This is a genomic window from Micromonospora sp. R77 (assembly GCF_022747945.1).
Classification (GTDB): domain Bacteria; phylum Actinomycetota; class Actinomycetes; order Mycobacteriales; family Micromonosporaceae; genus Micromonospora.
In genome coordinates this window covers 2096876-2116961 of sequence record NZ_JALDST010000001.1, presented here as the reverse complement: position 1 = coordinate 2116961, position 20086 = coordinate 2096876, and the positions used below count along the sequence as shown (strand labels likewise).

The following is a 20086-nucleotide window of genomic DNA, read 5'->3' as shown; positions in this document are numbered from 1 at the left end:
GGCGTGCTCAGCCGGCCCGCCGGATCGGGCGCCGGGCCAGGTAGCGCAGCAGGTCGCGGATGTGGTGCTTCTCCTCGGCGGGGACCGCGGGGTCGGCGAGCCGTTCCAGGATCACCCGTACGTCCGCCTCCACCGGGCCGTCCTCGGCGCGGCGGCGCGGGGCGGGGCCGGCGTCCGGCAGGCCGAGGGCGCGGAAGGCGGCCGCGACCGGCAGGTCCAGCGCGGCGCAGAAGCCCCGCACCTTGGCCAGCTCGGGATAGTCCTGCCAGTCCCCGGCCAGCCAGCGGAAGACGGTGGACCGACCGACGCCGGTGTGCGAGGCAAGGTCGGTCACGGTCCAGCCGCGCTCTTCCCGAGCGTCGTCGATGGCGCGCCGCACGAAGCGCGCGAATGCCATCTGCGGCGAAACCTCTGCGGAGCCCATCCCTGCGAGGCCTTCCCTTTCCGGCCGGGGCACCGGACGGTGCGTCCCAGAGCCTAGTACGGCGCAGGCCCGAAGTAACCGACCCATCGGTGTGAACGTCCCGTGGGCGGGACGCCACCCGGCGTTGGTTGCCCGCGGTCAACTAATATCGATGTTCGCCGCGTCCGCAGCGGCACCCTCGGAGAACATGAGGAGCAGCATGGCCGAGCCCGCCCGTCCGGTGCCCCACCGTCCCGGTGCGGTCAGCCTCTTCTTCGTGGTCAAGGCCGGTGTCTTCGCCCTGGGCTGCTGGATCTGGCTGCTGGTGCTGGTGCTCGGTGAGGACGCGGCCAGCGGCGCGCACGTCTTCGCCGCGACCGGCGCGACCACCACCACGCTGGTCGGCGTGCTCCTCGGCGTCCGGCTGGCGATCCAACGCAACGCCGCCGTCCGGCACGCCGAGCTGAAGCGGCTGCTGGTCGACATCTCCTGGAACGCCTTCACCGCCGCCGGCAACGCCGAGCACTCGGGCCAGGTGGTGCCGTTCCCGACGCTGCCCCCCGACAGCGAGCGGCTCACCCTCCTGGACCGCGGTGACCGCGGTCGCGGCGGTGGCTCCGACCGCCGGCGCTAGGCGAGCAGCGTCTCCAGCCGGGGCGTGATCCCCCACTGGTCGACCAGTTCCCGGTACTCCGCGCGCTGCGTGTCGGTCGGTGGCGTGCCGGTGCGGCGGGCCCGGATCAGCAGGTTGCGCGGCGTGTGCCGGGAGTCGACGAACTCCACCACCTCGGCCCGGTAGCCGTGTGACCGGAGCAGCCCGGCCCGCAGCGCGTCGGTCAGCACGTCCGCGAACCGCTCGCGCAGGATGCCCTGCCGGGTGAGCAGCTCGTACGGCGCCGGAGCGGATCGGGCGCGCAGCTGCGCCGCAACGTCGTGGTGACAGCAGGGCGCGGCGAGCACCCAGCGCGCCCCCCACCGGACCGCCCGGGCCAGCGCCTCGTCGGTGGCGGTGTCGCAGGCGTGCAGGGCCAGCACCAGGTCCGGTGCCGGCTCGACGACCGCGTCGGCGATGGTGCCGGCCACGAAGCTGACCCGGTCGGCCCAGCCCAGTCGCTCGGCCAGCTCGGTGTTGCGCCGCCGCTGGTCCTCCCGTACGTCCACGCCGACCAGTTCCACGTCGAGCCCGCGCTGCCCGAGATAGCGGTACGCCGCGAAGGTCAGGTAGGCGTTCCCGCAGCCGAGGTCGACCACGCGGAGCGGGCCGGTCAGGTCGTCGGGGAGGGTGGCGGCCAGCGCCCGCAGGAAGGCGTCCACCTGGCGGCGCTTGGCGGCCGAGCCGCCGATCTCGGCGAAGATCGGATCGCCGGGGTCGAGCAGGTAGTCCTTCGGCCGGTCGTGACCGCCCGGCTCCGGTGCCGGTCGGCTCGCCGCCGCCCGGTGCACCTGCGCCTCGCCGGACTTCGTCACCCGCAGTTGCAGGGTGACGTCGGCGGTCTCCACGTGCCAGTTGCCGAACGGTTCGGCGAGCAGCGCGTCGACCGCCGAGTCGGCCTCCGCGCCGGGCGCCACGTTCCGGGTGTACGGCCGGTTGCCGTCGGAGGTGGCGATCTGCAGGTGGGGGCCGGCCTTGAGGGTGACCGGCCGCAGCTCGGCGCGGACCACCGAGGGGCGCTGCCCCTTCCGCCTGCCGGCGGCGACCGCCCGGGTCAGGGCGGAATCGAGCAGCAGGGCGCGTACCTCGGTCAGGGCGGCGTCGAGCGGTTCCGGCATCGTTCCATCATCCTTCGGGTCTCGTCGACGCACTGCCGGCGGGACCAACGGTTCTGCGGAGGGTCCCGGGGCGGGTCGGGGCAGGGCGGGACAACGAACATCCCCCGTACCGGAGGACGGCACGGGGGATGTCGAGTCGCAGGGTCAGTCGGCGGTCGCCTCGGCCGGCGTACCGGTGCCGGAGCCCGAGGCACCACCACGACGGCGCCGGCGGCGGCGCGGCTTGGTCGACGCCTCACCCTCGGCGGCGGCCGCCACCGGGGCCGGCTCGGTGCCGCCCTCGGCGGAGATCACCGTGGTCGCCTCGCCGGAGACCGCCTCGCCGGCCCGACGACGACGCCGGCGGCGCGGGGTACGGGTGCCCTCCTCGCCGTTGGCCTCGGTGGGCGTGGTGTCCGCGGCGGGTGCGTCGCCGCCCCGGCTCCGACCCCGGCCGCGCTCACCGCGCTCGCCCCGGCCGTCGCCGCGCTCGCCGCGCCCCGGACCGTCGCCGCGCCGCGAGCCGCGCTCGCCGCGCCGCGCGCCGGCCGGTGCCGCCCAGGTCCTCCTCGACCTCGGCCGACAGCCCGGCCCGGGTCCGCTCGGCGGTCGGCAGCGTGCCGCTGACGTCCGGCGAGATGTCCAGGTCGGTGTAGAGGTGCGGCGAGGTGTGGTACGTCTCCGGCGGCTCGGGCATCTCCAGGCCGAGCGTCTTGTCGATGATCCGCCAGCGGGGCATGTCGTCCCAGTCGACGAAGGTCACCGCGACGCCGCTCGCCCCGGCCCGGCCGGTCCGACCGATCCGGTGGGTGTAGGTGTCCTGGTCCTCGGGGCAGTCGTAGTTGATCACGTGGGTGACCCCGGTGACGTCGAGCCCGCGGGCCGCGACGTCGGTGGCGACCAGGATGTCGATCTTGCCGGCCCGGAACGCGCGCAGCGCCCGCTCCCGGGCGCCCTGGCCCAGGTCGCCGTGGACGGCGGCGACCGCGAACCCGCGGAAGTCGAGGTCCTCGGCGACCCGGTCGGCGGCCCGCTTGGTGCGGGTGAAGATCATGGTCAGGCCGCGGCCCTCCGCCTGGAGGATGCGCGCCACGATCTCGACCTTGTTCATCGAGTGGGTGCGGTAGACCAGCTGCTGGGTCTGCGGCGACGGGCCGGTCTCGGCGGTGTGGCCGGCGTGGATGGTCACCGGCCGGCGCAGGAAGCGCCGGGACAGGGCGACGATCGGGTCCGGCATGGTGGCCGAGAAGAGCATCGTCTGCCGGTCCTCCGGCAGCATCGCCAGGATCTTCTCGACGTCGTCGAGGAAGCCCAGGTCCAGCATCCGGTCGGCCTCGTCCAGGACCAGCGCGTGCACCCGGTCGAGCCGGAGGTGCTTCTGCTTGGCCAGGTCCAGCAGCCGGCCGGGGGTGCCGACGAGGATCTCGACGCCCTTGCGCAGCGTCTCGATCTGCGGCTCGTACGCGACGCCGCCGTAGATCGGCAGCACCCGGACGCCCCGGGTGCGACCCGCGGCGGCGAGGTCCTTGGCGACCTGGATGCCCAGCTCGCGGGTGGGTACGACGACCAGCGCCTGCGGGACGCCGTCACCGCCCTCGGAGGGGGCGAAGACCCGCTCCAGCAGCGGGATGCCGAAGCCCAGGGTCTTGCCGGTGCCGGTCGGGGCCTGGCCGATCAGGTCGACGCCGCGCAGCCCGATCGGCAGCGCGTACTCCTGGATGGCGAAGGCGCGGGTGATGCCGGCGGCGGCCAGCGCCTCGACGGTCTCCGCGCGGGCGCCGAGCTCGGCGAAGGTGGGTGCCTCCGGGCGGACCGGAGCGGTGGGGGCCAGTTCCTGGCCCGTGTTGTCCTGAATCTGCTCGCTCATATGGATTTGGGGGTGCCCTCTCGTGGTGCGCCCCGTCATGTCCTCAGGGCGCGAACGGTATGGCGCGGGCCACACGGTCGGGGGCGAGAGCCGAGCCGGACCGGGCCGCACGCGCTCCGTGGGTCGGCGGTCGGTCGGATCGGTCTCGATCAGATCGGCGCCCACGGCAACTGCCTCACCTTACCTGAACCGCCCCGACCTCGTCCCGATTCCGCTGACCGGGACGCGTCCAGGGGCAATTGGAGTGACCTGGGTCACAGAAATCGCCCGCCCCCTGCGCGGCCCGGCCGGGCGGTAGCGTGCGCTGGTGACCGCGCCCGATCCCGCCCTCGTCGACCTGCTCGGCCTCGTCGCGTACGGCGAACTGCTCGCCTTCGACCGGCTGGCCGCCGACGCCCGACTCGCCCCCGACCTGCGGCGTCGAGCCGCGCTCAGCGAGATGGCGGCGGCCGAGATGGCCAACTACCGGCGGGTCGCCGACCGGATCGTCGCGCTCGGCGCGCTGCCCGAGGAGGCGATGCAGCCGTACGTCGGCGCGTTGCAGGCGTACCACGACTCGACCGAGCCGAAGGACTGGCTGGAGGCGGTGACGAAGGCGTACGTCGGGGACGCCATCAGCGACGACTTCCTGGAGGAGATCGCCGGGGCGCTCGACGAGCCGGAGCGCCGGCTGGTCCTCGACGTCCTGCACGAGTCCCGGTACGCCGAGTTCGCCGCCGCCGAGATCCGTGCCGCGATCGCGGCGGACGCGCGGGTGGCCGGCCGGCTCTCGATGTGGGCCCGGCGGCTCGTCGGGGAGGCGCTGTCGCAGGCCGGGCGGGTCGCCGCCGCGGACCGGGGCGCACTCACCGCGCTGATCAGCCGGCGGGAAGGGGTCGACGTGGCGGCGCTGTTCCGGCGCCTGACCGACGCGCACACCGAGCGGATGACCGCCGTCGGGTTGAACAACTGACCGCCGGCCGGCGTCGCCGTGGCGAGGGACGGGCGTCACCCGCCACGGCGACCCGGAACCCCGATCAGCGGACGGTGAAGCCGACCGCGCGGGGCGACGCCTCGGCGATCTCCACGTAGGCGACCTTGCCGACCGGCACGATGATCCGCCGGCCCTTCTCGTCGGTCAGGGAGAGCGTGCCCTCGCTCTTGGCGAAGGCGTCGGTCACGATCTGCTCGATCTCGGCCGGCGACTGCGCGCTCTCCAGAACCAGCTCGCGGGGCGCGTACTGCACGCCGATCTTGACCTCCACTGTGCCTCCTCAGATGGGCGAAAGAACCGCCGATGGGAAGGCTATCCGATCTCGCGGCCGGATGTTCAGGCTGACTCACCTTGCAGCGGGAAGCTGGCGATGCCCCGCCAGGACAGGGCGGCGACCAGTGCCTCCGCCTCCGCCTTCGGCACCTGCCGACCCCCGGCCAGCCAGAACTGCGCCGCCGTCTCGGCCGCCCCGACCAGGCCGGAGGCGAGCAGTTCGGCGTGCGCCCGGCTGACCCCGGTGTCGGAGATGATCGTGTCGGTTATCGCCGCGATGCAGCCCTGCTCGACCCGCTCCACCCGCTGCCGCACCGCCGGGTCGTTCCGCAGGTCCGACTCGAAGACCAGACGGAACGCCTCGCTCTCGTGGTCGACGAAGTCGAAGTACGCCTGCACCGACGCGCCGACCCGGTCCTTGTTGTCGTTGGTGCCGCGCATCGCGTCGTGCACCTTGGCGACGATGGCGTCGCAGTGCGTGTCCAGCAGGGCGAGATAGAGCTCCATCTTGCCCGGGAAGTGCTGGTAGAGCACCGGCTTGGAGACACCCGCCCGCTCGGCGATGTCGTCCATCGCGGCGGCGTGGTAGCCCTGCGCGACGAACACCTCCTGCGCCGCGGCCAGCAACTGCTTGCGCCGCGCGGAGCGGGGCAGGCGGGTGGGCCGGCCGGCGGTCTGTGCACCGTTCCCCACAGCGGTCATGGGAGCCTCCGAGTTCCTTCGTACGAGCCGGCACTTTTCACCCGAACCGGTCGGGGCCCGTGAGCCCGTCGCGGAATTGGCCCGCCGCTGTAACTTATCGCCACTGTCACCACACGGTAGCCTCAGCGGGGGCGACCAAGGAGCGCGCGGTGACTGAATCAGGGCAACCCGGAGCCGCCACCCCGGGAGAGCACGGCGACGGAACAGGTCAGCACAACGACCTGGCCCGTTCCGTCAGCGGGTGGGCGCCGCCGGCGACCGGTTGGTCCCGCGGGGGCGACGGGGGCCGTGAGGCGACCCCGACCTGGCGGCAGCCCGACGGCGGCAGCGGCTGGGCCACCTCGTCCCGCCGGCACGGCGACCTGCCGGACCCGCTGCCCGGCCGGGCGGGCGAGGAGTCCCCCGCCCGGGTCAACGGCCGTCCCCACCTCAACGGCGTGCACCACGCCGGCGACGATCAGCCGCTCGGCCGCCCGGCGCCGGTGAGCGCCCCGCCCGGCGCGAGCGAGGACCCGCTCCGGGAGACCGGCGACCGGCTGGTCGTGCCGGCCCAGCGGCCCGCGCCCGCCGTGGAGCGGTCGACCGCCGAGACCGAGCCGACCCCGGCCCGGCACGCCTCCGACGAGCCACCGGCCCCCGCCCGTCCCGCCGGGCCGAGCCGGCCGTGCCTTCTTCCGCGCCGCCCGCCCTCCAGGTGCCGCCCGTCGGCGCCGCCGCCTCCGGGTTCGAGGTGCCACCCGGCTTCCACGCCCCCACCGCCGACCGGTCCGCGGACGAGCCGCCGCTGGCCCGCAGCTGGGCCGACCGGTTCCCGCCGGAGCCGCCGGCCGTCGAGCCGCCGGTCGGGGCACCCCGCGACGCGGCCGGGGCCACCGGTCCGGCGGGCGACGTGCCGGGTGCACCGGCCGGGCAGCCGGAGTGGGCCGGGCCGAGCTGGAACCAGCCGAGCTGGGGCTGGGCGCCGCCGTGGTCCCGCGACGACCAGCCGGTCGGCCGCCGCGCCCGGGACGGGCACGACACGTGGGCGCCCGAACCGACCCGGCCGCCGGAGCCGGTCCGGGCCGAGCAGACCCGACCGTACGAGCCGGTGCGCGCGGAGCGCGCCGCGCCGTACGAGCCGCAGCGGGCGGAGCCGACGCCCTCCTACGAGGCGTACGGCGACGTCCCGCCGGAGCCGCGTCCGGCGTACGAGCCCGAGCCGCGTCCGGCGTACGGGCCGGTGGCCCGGGAGAGCGTGGAGCGGCCCTCGTGGGGTGGCGGGGCACCCCTCGGCACCCCGTTCAGCCCGCCTCCCGCCGCCACGGTGACGAGCGCCCCGCCGGTCCCGCGCGCCGCGCCCGACCCCGCCCACCCGGCCCCGACCAGCGCCCCGCCGGTCGCGGTGCCGCCGGTCAGCGCGCCGCCGGTGCCGCGTGACTCGCCCGCCCCGTCGTACGCCGGCCCGGTCGGGGTGCCGCCGGGGTCGGGCGACCCGGCCGCCCCGTCCTACCCACCGTCGCCGGCCGGCGTGGTCCGCTCGACGGAGGCGGACCGCCCGTTCCGGCTGCGGCCGGTGGTCGAGACGACGCCCCCGCCCGTCGAGCCGGCCGGTGACCCGTCGCCTCCCGGTCCCGCGGTCGCCGCCACCGGCGGACCGTCCCGGGCCGACCGCGCCCCCGCCGCGTCCGCTCCGACCAGCGTGCCCCCCTATGCCGCCCGCCGATCCGTCCCCGAGCCGGCCTCCGCCGAGCCGGTGGACCTGTCCCCGCCGGTGCTGCCCCAGCGCGTCCCCGCCGAGCCGGACGTGCCCGTCGTGCCGGAGCCGCCCGCCGTGGAACCGTCCGCCGAGACCCCGGAGCTCGCCCGTATCGCCACCCACCTGCGTCGGGACGACGAGCCGGCGCCGCTGCGGGAGCGGCCGGAGGGGTTCGACGTCAACGCGATCCTCGACGCGGTGCGGGAGGTGGCCGGGGTCCGGGACGCCGCCCTGCGCCGCACCCCGGCCGGCGCGCACAGCCTGCGGCTGGACCTGGCCGACGGGGCCGATCCGGCCGAGGTGAGCCGGCAGGTGGCCCGCCTGCTCCAGGACCGGATGGGGTTGGCCGCCGCCCCGCAGAACCTGCCCGGCATGCCGGCCAGCCCACCGCCCCCGGTCCGCCGTCGCTCGGCCGAGCCGCGCCCGGGGAGAACCGGCGGGAGAACCGGCTCGCCGAGAACCGGGTCGGGGAGAACCGGCTCGGTGCGCTGCGGGACACCGAGGGCCGCCGGGCGCGGGACGCCCGGCCGGAGGCGGTGCCCGGGGAGAGCCCGGCCTCGCGTCCGGAGTCCGAGTCGCCGCGCCGCCGCCGGCCGTCCCCGACGCACCGGGGTCGGGCGACCGTGGAGGAGAACTCGCTGGCCGCCGCCCCGTCCTGGGCCGCGCCCGGCAGTCCGGCGACGGTCGGCACCTCGTACTCCGGTGGGCAGGTGACCACGACGGAGTCGGCGCCCTCGCGACCGCTGGACACCGGCGGTGTGCCGGGGCCCCGGGTGGTGATCGACCACGTCCAGGTGAGCACCTTCGGCCTCGACGCCACCGTCGAGGTACGACTGATCGCCGGCGACGAGACCGCCGAGGGGCACTCCACCGGCCCGGCCGTGGACGGCTACGTGCTGCGGCTCTGCGCGGTGGCCGCCGCGGCGGCGGTGGACGAGTTGCTGCGGGGCGCGTCGCAGGCGTCGGACCGGGGGCGGTGCTTCGTGGAGCACACCGCGGTGGTGCCGTTCGGCAACTGCGAGGTCGCCACGGTGGTCGCGCTGCTGGTCTGTGACGGTTGGGTGGAGCAGCTCGCCGGTTCGGCGCTGGTGGCCGGTGATCCCCGGCAGGCGGTGGTCCGGGCCACCCTGGCCGCGGTCAACCGGCGGCTCGAGGCGCTGCTCGCCTGAGTCGGGTCACAGTGTCGGGGCGCGGTGGGGCGGGAAACACTGGAGGCATGAAGCGCGCGACCCTCGGGCCGGACCATCTCCTGCCCGCGCATCACGTTCCGCCGCCGTGGCCCGGCCGGGAGGTACGCCTCGACGGCACCGTCACCTACGTCCGGGACACCCCGGCCACCGCGCCCGGCGCGGAGCCGGCGCTCTATGTCCACGGGCTGGGCGGGTCGTCGCAGAACTGGACCGACCTGGCCGGTCTGCTCGCCCACCGGCTGGACGGGCAGGCCATCGACCTGCCCGGCTTCGGGCGCAGCGAGCCGGGGCGGCGGTACACGATCCCGGCCTTCGCCGACCGGGTGGTCCGGTGGATCGAGCACAGCGACCGGGGGCCGGTGCACCTGTTCGGCAACTCGCTGGGCGGGGCCGTCTCGGTGCAGGTCGCCGCCCTGCGGCCGGATCTGGTCCGCACCCTGACCCTGGTCTCGCCGGCGCTGCCGTTCCTCGACTTCCGGCGGTCGCTGCAGGGTCGGATGCTGCCCCTGCTGGCGATCCCCCGGGGCGAGCGGCTGGCCGCCTGGCGGCTGGCGCAGCTGACCCCGGAGGTGATGGCCCAGCAGGTGATGGAGTCCTGCGTGGCCGACGTGACCCGGATCAGCGAGCAGCGGCGGCTGGAGGCGATCGAGGAGATCCGGGTCCGTTACGAGGCCACCCACTACGCGGCCGCCTACGTGCGGACGTTCCGTGGTCTGGTCTCCAGCTTCCTGCGGTCGTACCTGCCCGGGTCGGGGTCGCTGTGGCGGCTGGCCGCGACGGTGGCGGCGCCGACGCTGGTGGTGGGTGGCCGGCAGGACCGGTTGGTCGACGTCCGGGTGGCCCCGCAGACCGCCCGGGTGATCCCGGACAGCCGGCTGCTGATGCTGGACGGGGTGGGGCACGTCGCCCAGTTGGAGGTGCCCCGCACGGTGGCGCGCGCCGTACTGGGCCTGCTCGGTGAAACGGAGGAGAGCGCCGGCCGCCACGACATGGCAGGCTGACCCGGATGTCCACGTCCCGTCCGCCGCGTACCGGCCCGGTGTCGGTCCCGGCCGACCGTCCGGCGCGTCCGGCCATCCGTGGCCGGCGGCCGGTGGTGGTGCTGGTCGCGTTCCTGGTCGCTCTCGGCGGTGGGGTGCTCGCGGCGGTGCAGCGCCCGTCGGCCGACGCCGAGGTGCTGGTCAGTGACGGGATGGCCACCGCGCCGGTGGCCGCGCCCACGCCGTCGCCGTCCACCGCGTCGCCGTCGCCGTCGGCCCTACCGCCTCCGCCGCCGGACCCGCCGGTGCTGACCCTGTCCGGGCCGGTGCCGTCGACCGGTCGCGGCACCTTCGGGTACGACGACCGCCCGGCCCCGGTGCTGGGCCGGGCCGGGGTGCTGCGCCGGTTCCGGGTGGCGGTGGAGCACGGCTCGGCGGAGGACGTGGCCGCGTTCGGTGACGCGGTGCAGGCGGCCCTCGCGGGCCCGGGGAGCTGGGTCGACAGTGGACGCCTGCGGTTGCAGCGGGTGCCCGGCACCGCCCGGTACGACTTCACGGTCTATCTGGCCACCGCCGGCACGGCGGGACGGATGTGCCTGGCCGGAGGGACCGACATCCGGGTGGGTGGCCGGCCGTACACGTCGTGTCGGGCCCCCGGCAAGGTGATCATCAATCTGGACCGGTGGCGGCTCTCGGTGCCGCACCTGGTGAAGGCCGGCCTGCCGCTGGAGCGCTACCGGCTCTATGTGATCAACCACGAGGTGGGCCACCAGTTGGGGCACCACCACGAGCGCTGCCCGGGGGTGGGCCGGCCGGCCCCGGTGATGCAGCAGCAGACGCTCTTCCTGGACGGCTGCGTCGCGAACCCGTGGCCGTACGTCGGTGGGCGGCGGTACACCGGTCCGCCGGTCTGATCGTCCTCCCCGTGGCGATGCCGGGTATTTAGCGGCAAACGACAGCAAATGCCCGAATTGGCTGGCAGGCTGGAGGGCATGAGGCTGCCGCCCCCTCACGACCCGCCTGCCGAGTCCGGCCGCCGGCCCGTCCGCCCCGGTCGGGAGCCGCTGGACTTCGACCGGCCCTCGGCCCCGGTCCGCCCCCTGCCGGACCGGCCCGCGCTGCGCCGGATGCGCCGGCGTCGACGCCGTACCGTGGCGCTCCTGCTCGTGCTGCTCGCGGCCGGCGGCGCGACGACCGCGGTGACCGGCCTGCCGCGCCGCGTCGCCGACGACTCCCCGGCGGCCGCCGACCGGTCCCGGCCGGCGGCGGACGACGCTCCGCGTGCGGCGGACGCCCCTGTGCCTGAGGTGGAGGCCGCCCCGGACGGGGTGGGTGCCGGCGGGCCGAGCGCCTACCCGACCGTGGCCTCGGGCCGGTTCACCGCCGCCGGCGGGGGATCGCCGGTCCGGGGCACGGCCGGGCCGCTGCGCCGCTACCGGGTGGCCGTCGAGGCGGGCGCCGGGCAGGACGCGGACGCCTTCGCCGCCACCGTGGACGAGGTGCTCGGCGACCCGCGCAGCTGGATCGGCTCGGGCGAGCTGCGGGTCCAGCGGGTGGCCGAGGAGGCCGCCGCCGACTTCACCGTCTATCTGGCCACCCCGGCCACCTCGGAACGGATCTGCGCCGAGGGCGGGCTGACCACGGAGCGCTACACCTCCTGCCGGCTGCCCGGCCGGGTGGTGGTCAACCTGGCCCGCTGGATGGAGGCGGTGCCGGACTACGGGGCACCCGTGGACACCTACCGGAAGTACGTGATCAACCACGAGGTCGGGCACGAGTTCGGCGAGGAGCACCAGGCCTGTCCGGGCCCCGGCGAACCCGCCCCGGTGATGCAGCAGCAGACGTACGGGCTGGACGGTTGCGTCGCCAACGCCTGGCCGTACGTCGCCGGAGCCCGGTACGCGGGTGAGCCGGTGGCGGGGATCTGAGATATTCCCGCTCCCGCATGTCGGGCGACGTGTCCCTCATCATGGCCGATCGGCACCCGGGCGAGTGACAATTGCGCGGTTCACCGCCGCCGACCCCGGGGAGTCCACCGTGTCGTTGCCCCCGCTCGTCGAACCCGCCGCCGAGCTGACCGTTGACGAGATCCGCCGCTACTCGCGCCACCTGATCATCCCGGACGTGGGGGTGGAGGGGCAGAAGCGGCTGAAGAACGCGCGGGTGCTCTGCGTCGGCGCCGGCGGTCTCGGTTCGCCGGCCCTGATGTATCTCGCCGCCGCCGGTGTCGGCACGCTCGGCATCATCGACTTCGACACCGTCGACGAGTCCAACCTCCAGCGCCAGATCATCCACGGCGTCTCCGACATCGGCCGCTCCAAGGCCGAGTCCGCCGCCGCCTCGATCCGCGAGATCAACCCGCTGGTCAACGTCGAGATCCACAACACCGCGCTGGACCGGGAGAACGTCCGGGAGATCTTCTCCGGTTACGACCTGATCGTCGACGGCACCGACAACTTCGCCACCCGCTACATGGTCAACGACGCGGCGGTGCTGCTCGGCAAGCCGTACGTCTGGGGTTCGATCTACCGCTTCGACGGCCAGGCGTCGGTCTTCTGGGCCGAGCACGGCCCCTGCTACCGCTGCCTCTACCCGGAGCCCCCGCCGCCCGGCATGGTGCCGTCCTGCGCCGAGGGCGGCGTCCTCGGCGTGCTCTGCGCGTCGATCGGCTCGATCCAGGTCAACGAGGCGATCAAGCTGCTCGCCGGCATCGGTGAGCCGCTGGTCGGCCGGCTGATGGTCTACGACGCCCTGGAGATGGAATACCGCAAGATCAAGGTCCGCAAGGACCCGAACTGCGTGCTCTGCGGCGAGAACCCGACGGTGACCGACCTGCTGGAGGACTACGAGGACTTCTGCGGTGCGGTCTCCGAGGAGGCCCAGGAGGCGGTGGTCGACGCGACCATCACCGCGCTGGAGCTCAAGGAGTGGCAGGACGTCGGCAAGGACATCTTCCTGGTCGACGTCCGCGAGCCCGCGGAATACGAGATCGTCCGGATCCCCGGGTCGACCCTGATCCCCAAGGGCGAGATCATCTCCGGCGAGGCACTGGCGAAGCTCCCGCAGGACAAGCAGATCGTGCTGCACTGCAAGTCCGGGGTCCGCTCCGCCGAGGCGCTCGCCGCGCTGAAGGCGGCCGGCTTCCGCGACGCCGTGCACGTCCAGGGCGGGGTGCTCTCCTGGATCAAGCAGATCGACCCGTCGCTGCCCGCGTACTGAGTCGTCGGTCGGAGGGGCGGGGTGGCCACGGCCGCCCCGCCCCTCCGCGAATCGACGCATCGGGAACGATCGACGCCCCGGGCGGAGCGACGCAGCCATCCGCGCCTCGACCGATTCACCGAGGCGGAACGGTGTTTGCGCCGGTAGCGTAGCCGCCGTGGTCGACTTGGACGCCGCGATCGGCTTCGTCGTGGCTCACGGGGACGCGGTGGACCGTGCCCGGCTCTCCCGGCTGCGCACCGGCGCCCCGGTCCCCGACGAGCTGCTCGACGTGGCCGAGCACGGGCAGCGGCCGGACGGTGGCTGGCCGGCCGTGCTCGACGATCCGGTGGCGTCGGTCGACGCGACCTGCTTCCGGCTGGGCGAGTTGGACGACCTCGGGGCGTTGGGTCGCCCGGCCGCCCGGCACGCGCTGGACTGGCTGGCCGCCCGGCAGCTCGCCGACGGCGGCTGGGACGAGGACCCGGCGCTGGCCGGGGCCGCCCCCGAGTGGGCCCGCCCCGGTGACCCGGAGGCCCGGCTCTACCTCACCGCCAACGCCGGCTTCTGGCTGACCGTGGCCGGCCTGGACGCCCGGGCCTCCGGCCCGCTCGACCACCGCGTCGGCGGCGCGTACGCCGGGGTGGTGCAGGCCGCGGCGCAGGCGCTCGCCGGGCAGCTCGCCCCGGACGGGAGCTGGCCGTCGTTCCTGCCGGCCGGCTGGTTGAGCGCGGCGGTGCTGCACCGCCAGCAGATGTACTACGAGTCGGCGCGGATCCAGGCGCTGCTGGCCGAGCGGATCCCGGCGATGTCCCCGGCCGACGTGGCCTGGCTGGCCGCCACGCTGCGCCGGGTCGAGGTGGGCGAGGAGCAGTGGCTGCTGGTCTCGGCCCGCAACCGGCTCACCGAGACGCAGCGCACCGACGGCGGTTGGGACAGCGACGACGGGCACCAGTTCGACGTGCACACCACCCTGCGGGTGATCCGCGCCTGCCGGCCGCTTGTCCCCGCCCCCCGGCCGGTCAGCCCGGCGCCGACCGGGCCGCACCGGATCGTGCCGCCGCCCCGGGAGCGGCCGGCCGCCGAGTCGGGTCGTACCGGCCCGGAGGAACCGCCGGCCGGCTGAGCGTCAGCGCAGGTGGCCGTTCCCGGTGACCACGTACTTGGTGCTGGTCAGCTCGGGCAGCCCCATCGGGCCGCGGGCGTGCAGCTTCTGGGTGGAGATGCCGATCTCCGCGCCGAACCCGAACTCGCCGCCGTCGGTGAACCGGGTGGAGGCGTTCACCATCACCGCCGCCGCGTCGACCCGGGCCACGAACTCGCGCGCGGCCGGCTGCGAGTCGGTGAGGATCGCCTCGGTGTGGCCGGTGCCGTACCGCCGGATGTGGGCGACCGCCGCGTCGAGCGAGTCGACCACGGCGACGGAGATGTCGGCGGAGAGGTATTCGGTGCCGAAGTCCTCCTCGGTGGCCGGGACGACCGCGTCGGAGTAGCCGGCCACCCGGTCGTCGCCGTGCACGGTCACCCCGGCGTCGGCGAACGCGGCCAGCACCGGCGGCAGGAACGCGTCGGCGATCCCCGCGTGCACCAGCAGCGACTCGGCGGTGTTGCAGGTGCTCAGCCGCTGGGTCTTGGCGTTCAGGGTGACCGCGACGGCGGTGGCGACGTCGGCGGCGGCGTCCACGTAGACGTGGCAGTTGCCCACCCCCGTCTCGATCACCGGCACGGTCGACTCCTCGACCACGGTCCGGATCAGCGACGCGCCGCCGCGCGGGATCAGCACGTCGACCAGGCCCCGGGCGCGCATCAGCTCCTTGACCGACTCGCGGGAACTCGCGTCGAGCAGCTGCACCGCGTCGGCCGGCAGCCCGGCTCCGGCGATCGCGTCGCGCAGCACCGTGACCAGTGCGGCGTTGGAGTGCGCGGCCGAGGAGGAGCCGCGCAGCAGCGCCGCGTTGCCGGACTTGAGGCAGATCCCGGCGGCGTCCACGGTGACGTTCGGGCGGGCCTCGTAGATGATGCCGACCACCCCGAACGGCACCCGGACCTGCCGCAGTTCCAGCCCGTTGGGCAGGGTCGAGCCGCGGACCACCTCGCCGACCGGGTCGGGCAGCGCGGCCATCTGGCGCAGCGCGTCCGCGATGCCGGCGACCCGGCCCGCGTCGAGCCCCAGCCGGTCCAGCACGGCGTCGGTCAGCCCGGCGTCGCGCCCGGCCGCCAGGTCCGTCGCGTTGGCGGCCAGGATCTCGGGGGTACGCGCCACCAGCGCGTCGGCCATCGCGACCAGCGCGGCGTCCTTGACCGTACGGGTGGCGACGGCGAGCGCCTCCGCCGCGTCCCGGGCCCGCCGGGCCTGCTCGACGACGCTCATGCCGGCACTCCGCTGCGCTCCGTGCCGCCCTGAGGCACCATCGGGCTGCACTGATGATTCGCTCGCTGACGCTCGCTCATCCTGCTCTCCTCAGTGTTAGTAGGAGCCCCTGGTGCAACGGAATGCGTTAACAGGGGGCCCGTGCTTACAGCAGCACCAGGTCGTCGCGGTGGACGACTTCGCGTTCGTACGCCGGGCCGAGGGCGGCGGCGAGTTCGCCGGTGGAGCGGCCGAGCAGGCCGGGCAGTTCCACCGCGTCGTAGTTGACCAGGCCCCGGGCCACCGGGGAGCCGTCGGCGTCGACCAGGTCGACCGGGTCGCCGGCGGTGAACGCGCCGTCCACGGCGGTGATCCCGGCCGGCAGCAGCGACTTGCGCCGACCCACCACGGCCTGCACCGCCCCCGGGTCGAGGTGCAGCCGGCCGCGCGGGGTGGTGGCGTGGGCCAGCCAGAAGAGCCGGGCTGCGGGGCGCTGCCGTTCCGGGTGGAAGAGCGTGCCGACCGCTTCGCCGGCCAGCGCCCCGGCGGCCAGCGGGGCCGCGGTGAGCACCACCGGGATGCCGAAGCCGGTGGCGATCCGGGCCGCCTCGACCTTGGTGACCATGCCACCGGTGCCCACCCCGGCCCGCCCGGTGCCGCCGATGTCGATGCCGGCCAGGTCCCGCTCGCAGTGCACCTCGCCGATCCGGCTGGTCTCCGGGCGGGACGGGTCGCCGGTGTAGAGGGCGTCCACGTCCGACAGCAGCACCAGCAGGTCGGCGTGGACGAGGGCGGCCACCAGCGCGGCGAGCCGGTCGTTGTCGCCGAACCGGATCTCCTCGGTGGCCACCGTGTCGTTCTCGTTGACGATCGGCACGGCCCGCAGGTCGAGCAGCTTGCGCAGGGTGCGGTAGGCGTTGCGGTAGTGCACCCGTCGGGTCACGTCGTCGACGGTGAGCAGCACCTGCCCGACGGTCAGCCGGTGCCGGGCGAAGCTGGTCGCGTACCGGCCGATCAGCAGGCCCTGCCCGACGCTGGCGGCGGCCTGCTGGGTGGCCAGGTCGCGGGGACGTCGGGCCAGCCCGAGCGGGGCGAGGCCGGCGGCGATCGCGCCGGAGGAGACCAGCACCACCTCCCGCCCGTCGGCGGCCAGCGCGCCGAGGGTGTCGACCAGCGCGTCGACCCGGGCGTCGTCCAGCCCGCCCGTCGCCGTGGTCAGCGAGGACGAACCGATCTTGACGACGACCCGCCGGGCCGAGGTGACTGCTTCACGCACCCGACCATTCTGCGCGGTCGGTCCCACCACGGCCGCCGCCGTTCCCATACTCTGGCCGGTCGTGACGCCAGAGGAGTACGTCGAGGCGGTGCTCGACCTGGTCGAGCGGATCCCGCCGGGTCGGGTGATGTCGTACGGGGCGGTGGCCGACGCGCTGGCCGAGCGCTCGGGGCGGGCGTCGGCCCGGCTGGTCGGCTCGATCATGGCCCGGTACGGGGGCGGGGTGCCCTGGCACCGGGTGGTGAACGCGGCCGGTCGGCTGCCGCCGGGGCACGAGATGGAGGCGCGGGCCCGGCTGCGGGCCGAGGGGTGCCCGCTGCGCGGGGCCGGGGTGGACCTCCGGGCGGCGGCCTGGTCGCCGGACGAGGGGATGTGACCCGGGCCATAACATGAGTAACATTCGGCCTCATGAGCGCGACGGGGTCGACCGGTCAGCTGCCCCGCCGGGTGCACGTCGGCTATGCGCTGGGTTCGCTGGTCACCGGGGCCTTCGGCACCGTGCCCGGCCTGCTGCTCCTGCCCTATCTGACCGACACGCTGGGCGTCGCCGCGGGCGTGGCCGCCCTGCTGGTGCTGTTGCCGAAGGCGTGGGACGTGCTGGTCAACCCGGTCGCCGGGCGGATCTCCGACCGGACCCGCTCCCGCTGGGGTGCCCGCCGGCCGTACCTGCTGCTGGGTGGGTTCGCGCTGGCCGTGCTCTTCGCCGCGATCTTCGCCGCGCCGTTCGGCACCGGGCCGGCCGCCGGGGCGTACGTGGCGCTGGCGTTCCTCGCCACCGCCACCGCGTTCGCCTTCTTCCAGGTGCCGTACGTGGCGATGCCGGCCGAGCTGACCGACGACCGGACGGAACGTACCCGGCTGATGAGCTGGCGGATCGCGGTGCTGGCGCTGGCCATCCTGGTCTCCGGGGCGGTGGCCCCGGCGGTGGTGACCGCCGGTGGCGGCGGCCTGGCCGGGCACCGCTGGATGGGCGTCTTCGTGGCCGCACTGATCGTCCTCGGCGCGGTCGGCACGTTCGTCGGCACCCGCGCCGCGCCGACCGGGACGGTCGGGGAGAGCGAGCCGAGCCTGCGCGCCCAGCTCGCCGTCGCCGCCGGCAACCGGCCGTTCCGGGCCCTGCTGGCCTGCTTCGTGGTGCAGTCCGCCGGGGTGGCGACCGTGCTGGCCGGGGTGAGCTACTTCGCCGACCAGGTGCTGCGCGACCCGGACACCGGGCCGACCCTGCTCTTCGCCTGCTTCGTCGGGCCGGCGCTGCTGGTGATGCCGCTCTGGACCCGGGCCGGCGCCCGGCTGGGCAAACGCGCCGCCCTGGTCGCCGCGTCGCTGATCTTCGCGGCCGGCGCGCTGGCCCTGGTCGCCGCGCCCGTGCTGCCGGCCGTCGGGGTCTACCTGCTGGTGGCGGTGATCGGCGTGGGCTACGCCGGCCAGCAGGTCTTCGCCCTGGCCATGCTGCCCGACTGCATCGCCGACGAGACCGCGCGCACCGGCCGCCGCCAGGCCGGCGTCTTCACCGGCCTGTGGACCGCCGGCGAGACCTTCGGCCTCGCCCTCGGCCCCGGCCTCTACGGTCTCGTCCTCCACCTCACCGGCTACGTCTCCTCCACCACCGGCACCCCCGCCCCACAACCCACCCCGCCCGCGTGGGCGTCCTCCTCGGCTTCACCCTCCTCCCCGCCCTCCTGGTAGCCCTCCCCACCACCCTCCTCCGCCCCCACCCCCCACCCACCCCACCCACCCCACCCACCCCACCCCCCACCTCCCCACCCCCGCCGCCGCAGTTTCACGGAAAGAGGGGGCATGAGCCGAAGAATTCGGCCTCTTTCCCGGAAAGTGCGGGCTGTCGACGGGGCGGGGCGCGGCCGAGACGAGAGAGGCAGGCCATGATCGACGAGGAGAGGGCGGGCGCGTTGCCCGTCGACGGAGTGCCTGCGGGGCGGGTGCTCGACGAGGTCCGGGGGTTGCGGGAACTGGACCGGCCGACGCACGGGGGGCGGCTGTTCGCGTACGTGTACGACCCGGGGGTCGACGGGCTGGACGAGTTGGCGCAGGCGGCGTACGCGGAGAGCGCGCACGTGAACGGGCTCGACCCGACCGCCTTCCCGTCGCTGCTGGCGATGGAGAACGCGCTCGTCGGGGCGGCGGCCCGGCTGCTCGGCGGGGGACCGGGCACCTCCGCGCCGGACGTGGTCGGCAGTGTCACCAGCGGCGGCACCGAGTCGCTGATCCTCGCCGTGAAGACCGCCCGGGACGCCCGGCCGGAGGTCACCGAGCCGCGGCTCGTGGTGCCGGTCAGCGGGCACGCCGCCTTCGCCAAGGCGGCCCACTACCTGCGGGTGGCCCTCGACCCGGTGGCGATCGACCCGGTCACCCTGCGCCCGGCGGTCGCCGACGTGGCCGCCGCGATCCGGCCGGAGACCGTGCTGGTGGCCTGCTCCGCCCCGGCGTACGCGCACGGCGTCGTGGACCCGGTCGCCGAGATCGCGGCGGTGGCGGCGGCGGCCGGGGTGCGCTGCCACGTGGACGCCTGCTTCGGCGGCTGGACCCTGCCCTGGCTGCGGCGACTCGGCGCACCGGTGCCGCCCTTCGACTTCGCCGTCGACGGGGTCACCTCGATCTCCGTCGACCTGCACAAGTACGCGTACGTGCCGAAGGGGGTGTCGGTGCTGCTGCACCGGGACGCAGGCCTGCGCGCCCCGCAGTACTTCGCGTACGCCGACTGGCCCGGGTACACCATGGTCAACCCGGTGATCGCCTCCACCCGCTCCGGCGGCCCGATCGCCGCCGCGTACGCCACCCTGCGGCACCTCGGCGAGCACGGCTACCTGGAGCTGGCCCGACGGACCCGGGACGCGGTCGCCGGGCTGGCCGACGCGGTGCGCGGGACCGCCGGACTGCGACTGCTGGCCGAGCCGGAGTCCACCGTGGTCTGCTTCACCGCCGACGACCCGGGGCTCGACCTGTTCGTGCTGGTCGACGAGCTGACCGCCCGGGGCTGGCACACCCAGCCCCAACTGTCGTACGCCGGCCTGCCGGCCAGCGTGCACCTGACGGTGACCGCGGCGGTGGCCCCCCGGGTGGCCGAGTTCGCACCGGCGCTGGCCGAGGCGGTCGCGGCGGCCCGGGCGGCCGGCCCGGTGGTGCTCCCGCCGGAGCTGCTGGCGCTCGCCGGCAGCCTCACCCCCGAGGCGCTCACCCCCGAGCTGATCGCCGGTCTCGCCGCCGGCCTCGGCCTGGGCGCGGGACCGGCACCGGACCGGATGGCCGTGGTGAACACCCTGCTCGACGCCGCCCCCGTCCCGCTGCGGGAACGGCTCCTGGTCGAGTTCGTCGGCCTGCTGCAACGACCCGTCTGGGGATGAACCCCGGAATCGGTGTGGTTGACTTGGCGCT

17 protein-coding genes and 3 pseudogenes are annotated in these 20086 nt (G+C 75.2%); 12 read left to right on the top strand and 8 right to left on the bottom strand.

Annotated elements, in window-relative coordinates; genetic code table 11:
• Window positions 1–7 precede the first annotated feature (7 nt).
• Window positions 8–424 (bottom strand): helix-turn-helix domain-containing protein, encoded by a 417-nt coding sequence (locus MRQ36_RS09780; protein ID WP_242794554.1) that lies wholly within the window; start codon window positions 422–424, stop codon window positions 8–10.
• Between the two features lie 187 nt (window positions 425–611).
• Between MRQ36_RS09780 and MRQ36_RS09775 the strand changes: the two genes are divergently transcribed.
• The gene (locus MRQ36_RS09775) at window positions 612–1037 is read left to right on the top strand and encodes a hypothetical protein (RefSeq protein WP_242794553.1); all 426 of its coding nucleotides are present in this window, start codon (window positions 612–614) and stop codon (window positions 1035–1037) included.
• Here the strand turns inward: MRQ36_RS09775 and MRQ36_RS09770 are convergent.
• The 3 genes and pseudogenes from MRQ36_RS09770 to MRQ36_RS09765 form a co-directional block, all read right to left on the bottom strand.
• Complete coding sequence (locus MRQ36_RS09770; RefSeq protein WP_242794552.1) at window positions 1034–2173, bottom strand: SAM-dependent methyltransferase; 1140 nt, start codon at window positions 2171–2173, stop codon at window positions 1034–1036. The two genes, MRQ36_RS09775 and MRQ36_RS09770, sit on opposite strands and share 4 nt — an antisense overlap.
• Window positions 2174–2317: 144 nt before the next feature.
• Window positions 2318–2467, bottom strand: coding sequence for a hypothetical protein (locus MRQ36_RS34410; protein WP_374251230.1), 150 nt, complete (start codon window positions 2465–2467; stop codon window positions 2318–2320).
• Between the two features lie 14 nt (window positions 2468–2481).
• Window positions 2482–4019: pseudogene (locus MRQ36_RS09765) on the bottom strand (DEAD/DEAH box helicase); the annotation flags it as partial.
• A gap of 307 nt (window positions 4020–4326) precedes the next feature.
• Between MRQ36_RS09765 and MRQ36_RS09760 the strand changes: the two are divergent.
• On the top strand, window positions 4327–4971 hold the full coding sequence (locus MRQ36_RS09760) for a ferritin-like fold-containing protein (RefSeq protein WP_242794551.1): 645 nt from the start codon (window positions 4327–4329) through the stop codon (window positions 4969–4971).
• 64 nt (window positions 4972–5035) lie between these two features.
• Here the strand turns inward: MRQ36_RS09760 and MRQ36_RS09755 are convergent, their stop codons facing one another.
• Window positions 5036–5263 (bottom strand): DUF3107 domain-containing protein, encoded by a 228-nt coding sequence (locus MRQ36_RS09755; RefSeq protein ID WP_242794550.1) that lies wholly within the window; start codon window positions 5261–5263, stop codon window positions 5036–5038.
• A 65-nt stretch (window positions 5264–5328) separates the two neighbouring features.
• Window positions 5329–5967 carry a TetR/AcrR family transcriptional regulator gene (locus tag MRQ36_RS09750; RefSeq protein ID WP_242794549.1) on the bottom strand — a complete coding sequence of 213 codons (639 nt, stop codon included), beginning with the start codon at window positions 5965–5967 and terminating at the stop codon, window positions 5329–5331.
• 664 nt (window positions 5968–6631) lie between these two features.
• Here MRQ36_RS09750 and MRQ36_RS34405 point away from each other — a divergent pair.
• From MRQ36_RS34405 to MRQ36_RS09720, 7 genes and pseudogenes are all read left to right on the top strand, one after another.
• Window positions 6632–8416: a hypothetical protein gene (locus MRQ36_RS34405; protein WP_374249920.1), complete on the top strand. Its 1785-nt coding sequence runs from the start codon at window positions 6632–6634 to the stop codon at window positions 8414–8416.
• Entirely contained in the window at window positions 8413–8871 is a 459-nt protein-coding gene (locus tag MRQ36_RS34400) for a hypothetical protein (RefSeq protein WP_374249919.1), read from the top strand. The genes MRQ36_RS34405 and MRQ36_RS34400 overlap by 4 nt, the downstream gene beginning before the upstream one ends.
• 47 nt (window positions 8872–8918) lie before the next feature.
• Window positions 8919–9893: an alpha/beta fold hydrolase gene (locus tag MRQ36_RS09740; protein WP_242794548.1), complete on the top strand. Its 975-nt coding sequence runs from the start codon at window positions 8919–8921 to the stop codon at window positions 9891–9893.
• Between the two features lie 5 nt (window positions 9894–9898).
• Window positions 9899–10786: a DUF3152 domain-containing protein gene (locus MRQ36_RS09735; protein WP_242794547.1), complete on the top strand. Its 888-nt coding sequence runs from the start codon at window positions 9899–9901 to the stop codon at window positions 10784–10786.
• Between the two features lie 78 nt (window positions 10787–10864).
• Window positions 10865–11800, top strand: a complete 936-nt coding sequence (locus MRQ36_RS09730) for a DUF3152 domain-containing protein (RefSeq protein WP_242794546.1) — start codon at window positions 10865–10867, stop codon at window positions 11798–11800.
• Between the two features lie 70 nt (window positions 11801–11870).
• Window positions 11871–13091 carry an adenylyltransferase/sulfurtransferase MoeZ gene (moeZ, locus tag MRQ36_RS09725; RefSeq protein ID WP_242800976.1) on the top strand — a complete coding sequence of 407 codons (1221 nt, stop codon included), beginning with the start codon at window positions 11871–11873 and terminating at the stop codon, window positions 13089–13091.
• 97 nt (window positions 13092–13188) lie between these two features.
• Window positions 13189–14067 (top strand): annotated as a pseudogene (locus MRQ36_RS09720) (prenyltransferase/squalene oxidase repeat-containing protein); the annotation flags it as partial.
• A gap of 132 nt (window positions 14068–14199) precedes the next feature.
• Here the strand turns inward: MRQ36_RS09720 and MRQ36_RS09715 are convergent.
• Window positions 14200–15441 carry a glutamate-5-semialdehyde dehydrogenase gene (locus MRQ36_RS09715; protein WP_242794544.1) on the bottom strand — a complete coding sequence of 414 codons (1242 nt, stop codon included), beginning with the start codon at window positions 15439–15441 and terminating at the stop codon, window positions 14200–14202.
• Window positions 15442–15586: 145 nt separating this feature from the next.
• Window positions 15587–16696, bottom strand: a complete 1110-nt coding sequence (gene proB, locus MRQ36_RS09710; protein ID WP_242794543.1) for a glutamate 5-kinase — start codon at window positions 16694–16696, stop codon at window positions 15587–15589.
• A 61-nt stretch (window positions 16697–16757) separates the two neighbouring features.
• Here proB and MRQ36_RS09705 point away from each other — a divergent pair, with 61 nt between their 5' ends.
• The 3 genes and pseudogenes from MRQ36_RS09705 (at window position 16758) to MRQ36_RS09695 (ending at window position 20055) form a co-directional block, all read left to right on the top strand.
• Window positions 16758–17072 carry an MGMT family protein gene (locus MRQ36_RS09705; protein ID WP_242794542.1) on the top strand — a complete coding sequence of 105 codons (315 nt, stop codon included), beginning with the start codon at window positions 16758–16760 and terminating at the stop codon, window positions 17070–17072.
• Window positions 17073–17104: 32 nt separating this feature from the next.
• Window positions 17105–18411, top strand: a pseudogene (locus tag MRQ36_RS09700) (MFS transporter); the annotation flags it as partial.
• 165 nt (window positions 18412–18576) lie between these two features.
• A complete protein-coding gene (locus tag MRQ36_RS09695) occupies window positions 18577–20055 on the top strand; it encodes an aminotransferase class V-fold PLP-dependent enzyme (protein ID WP_242800974.1) in 1479 nt (492 codons plus the stop codon).
• Window positions 20056–20086 lie beyond the last annotated feature (31 nt).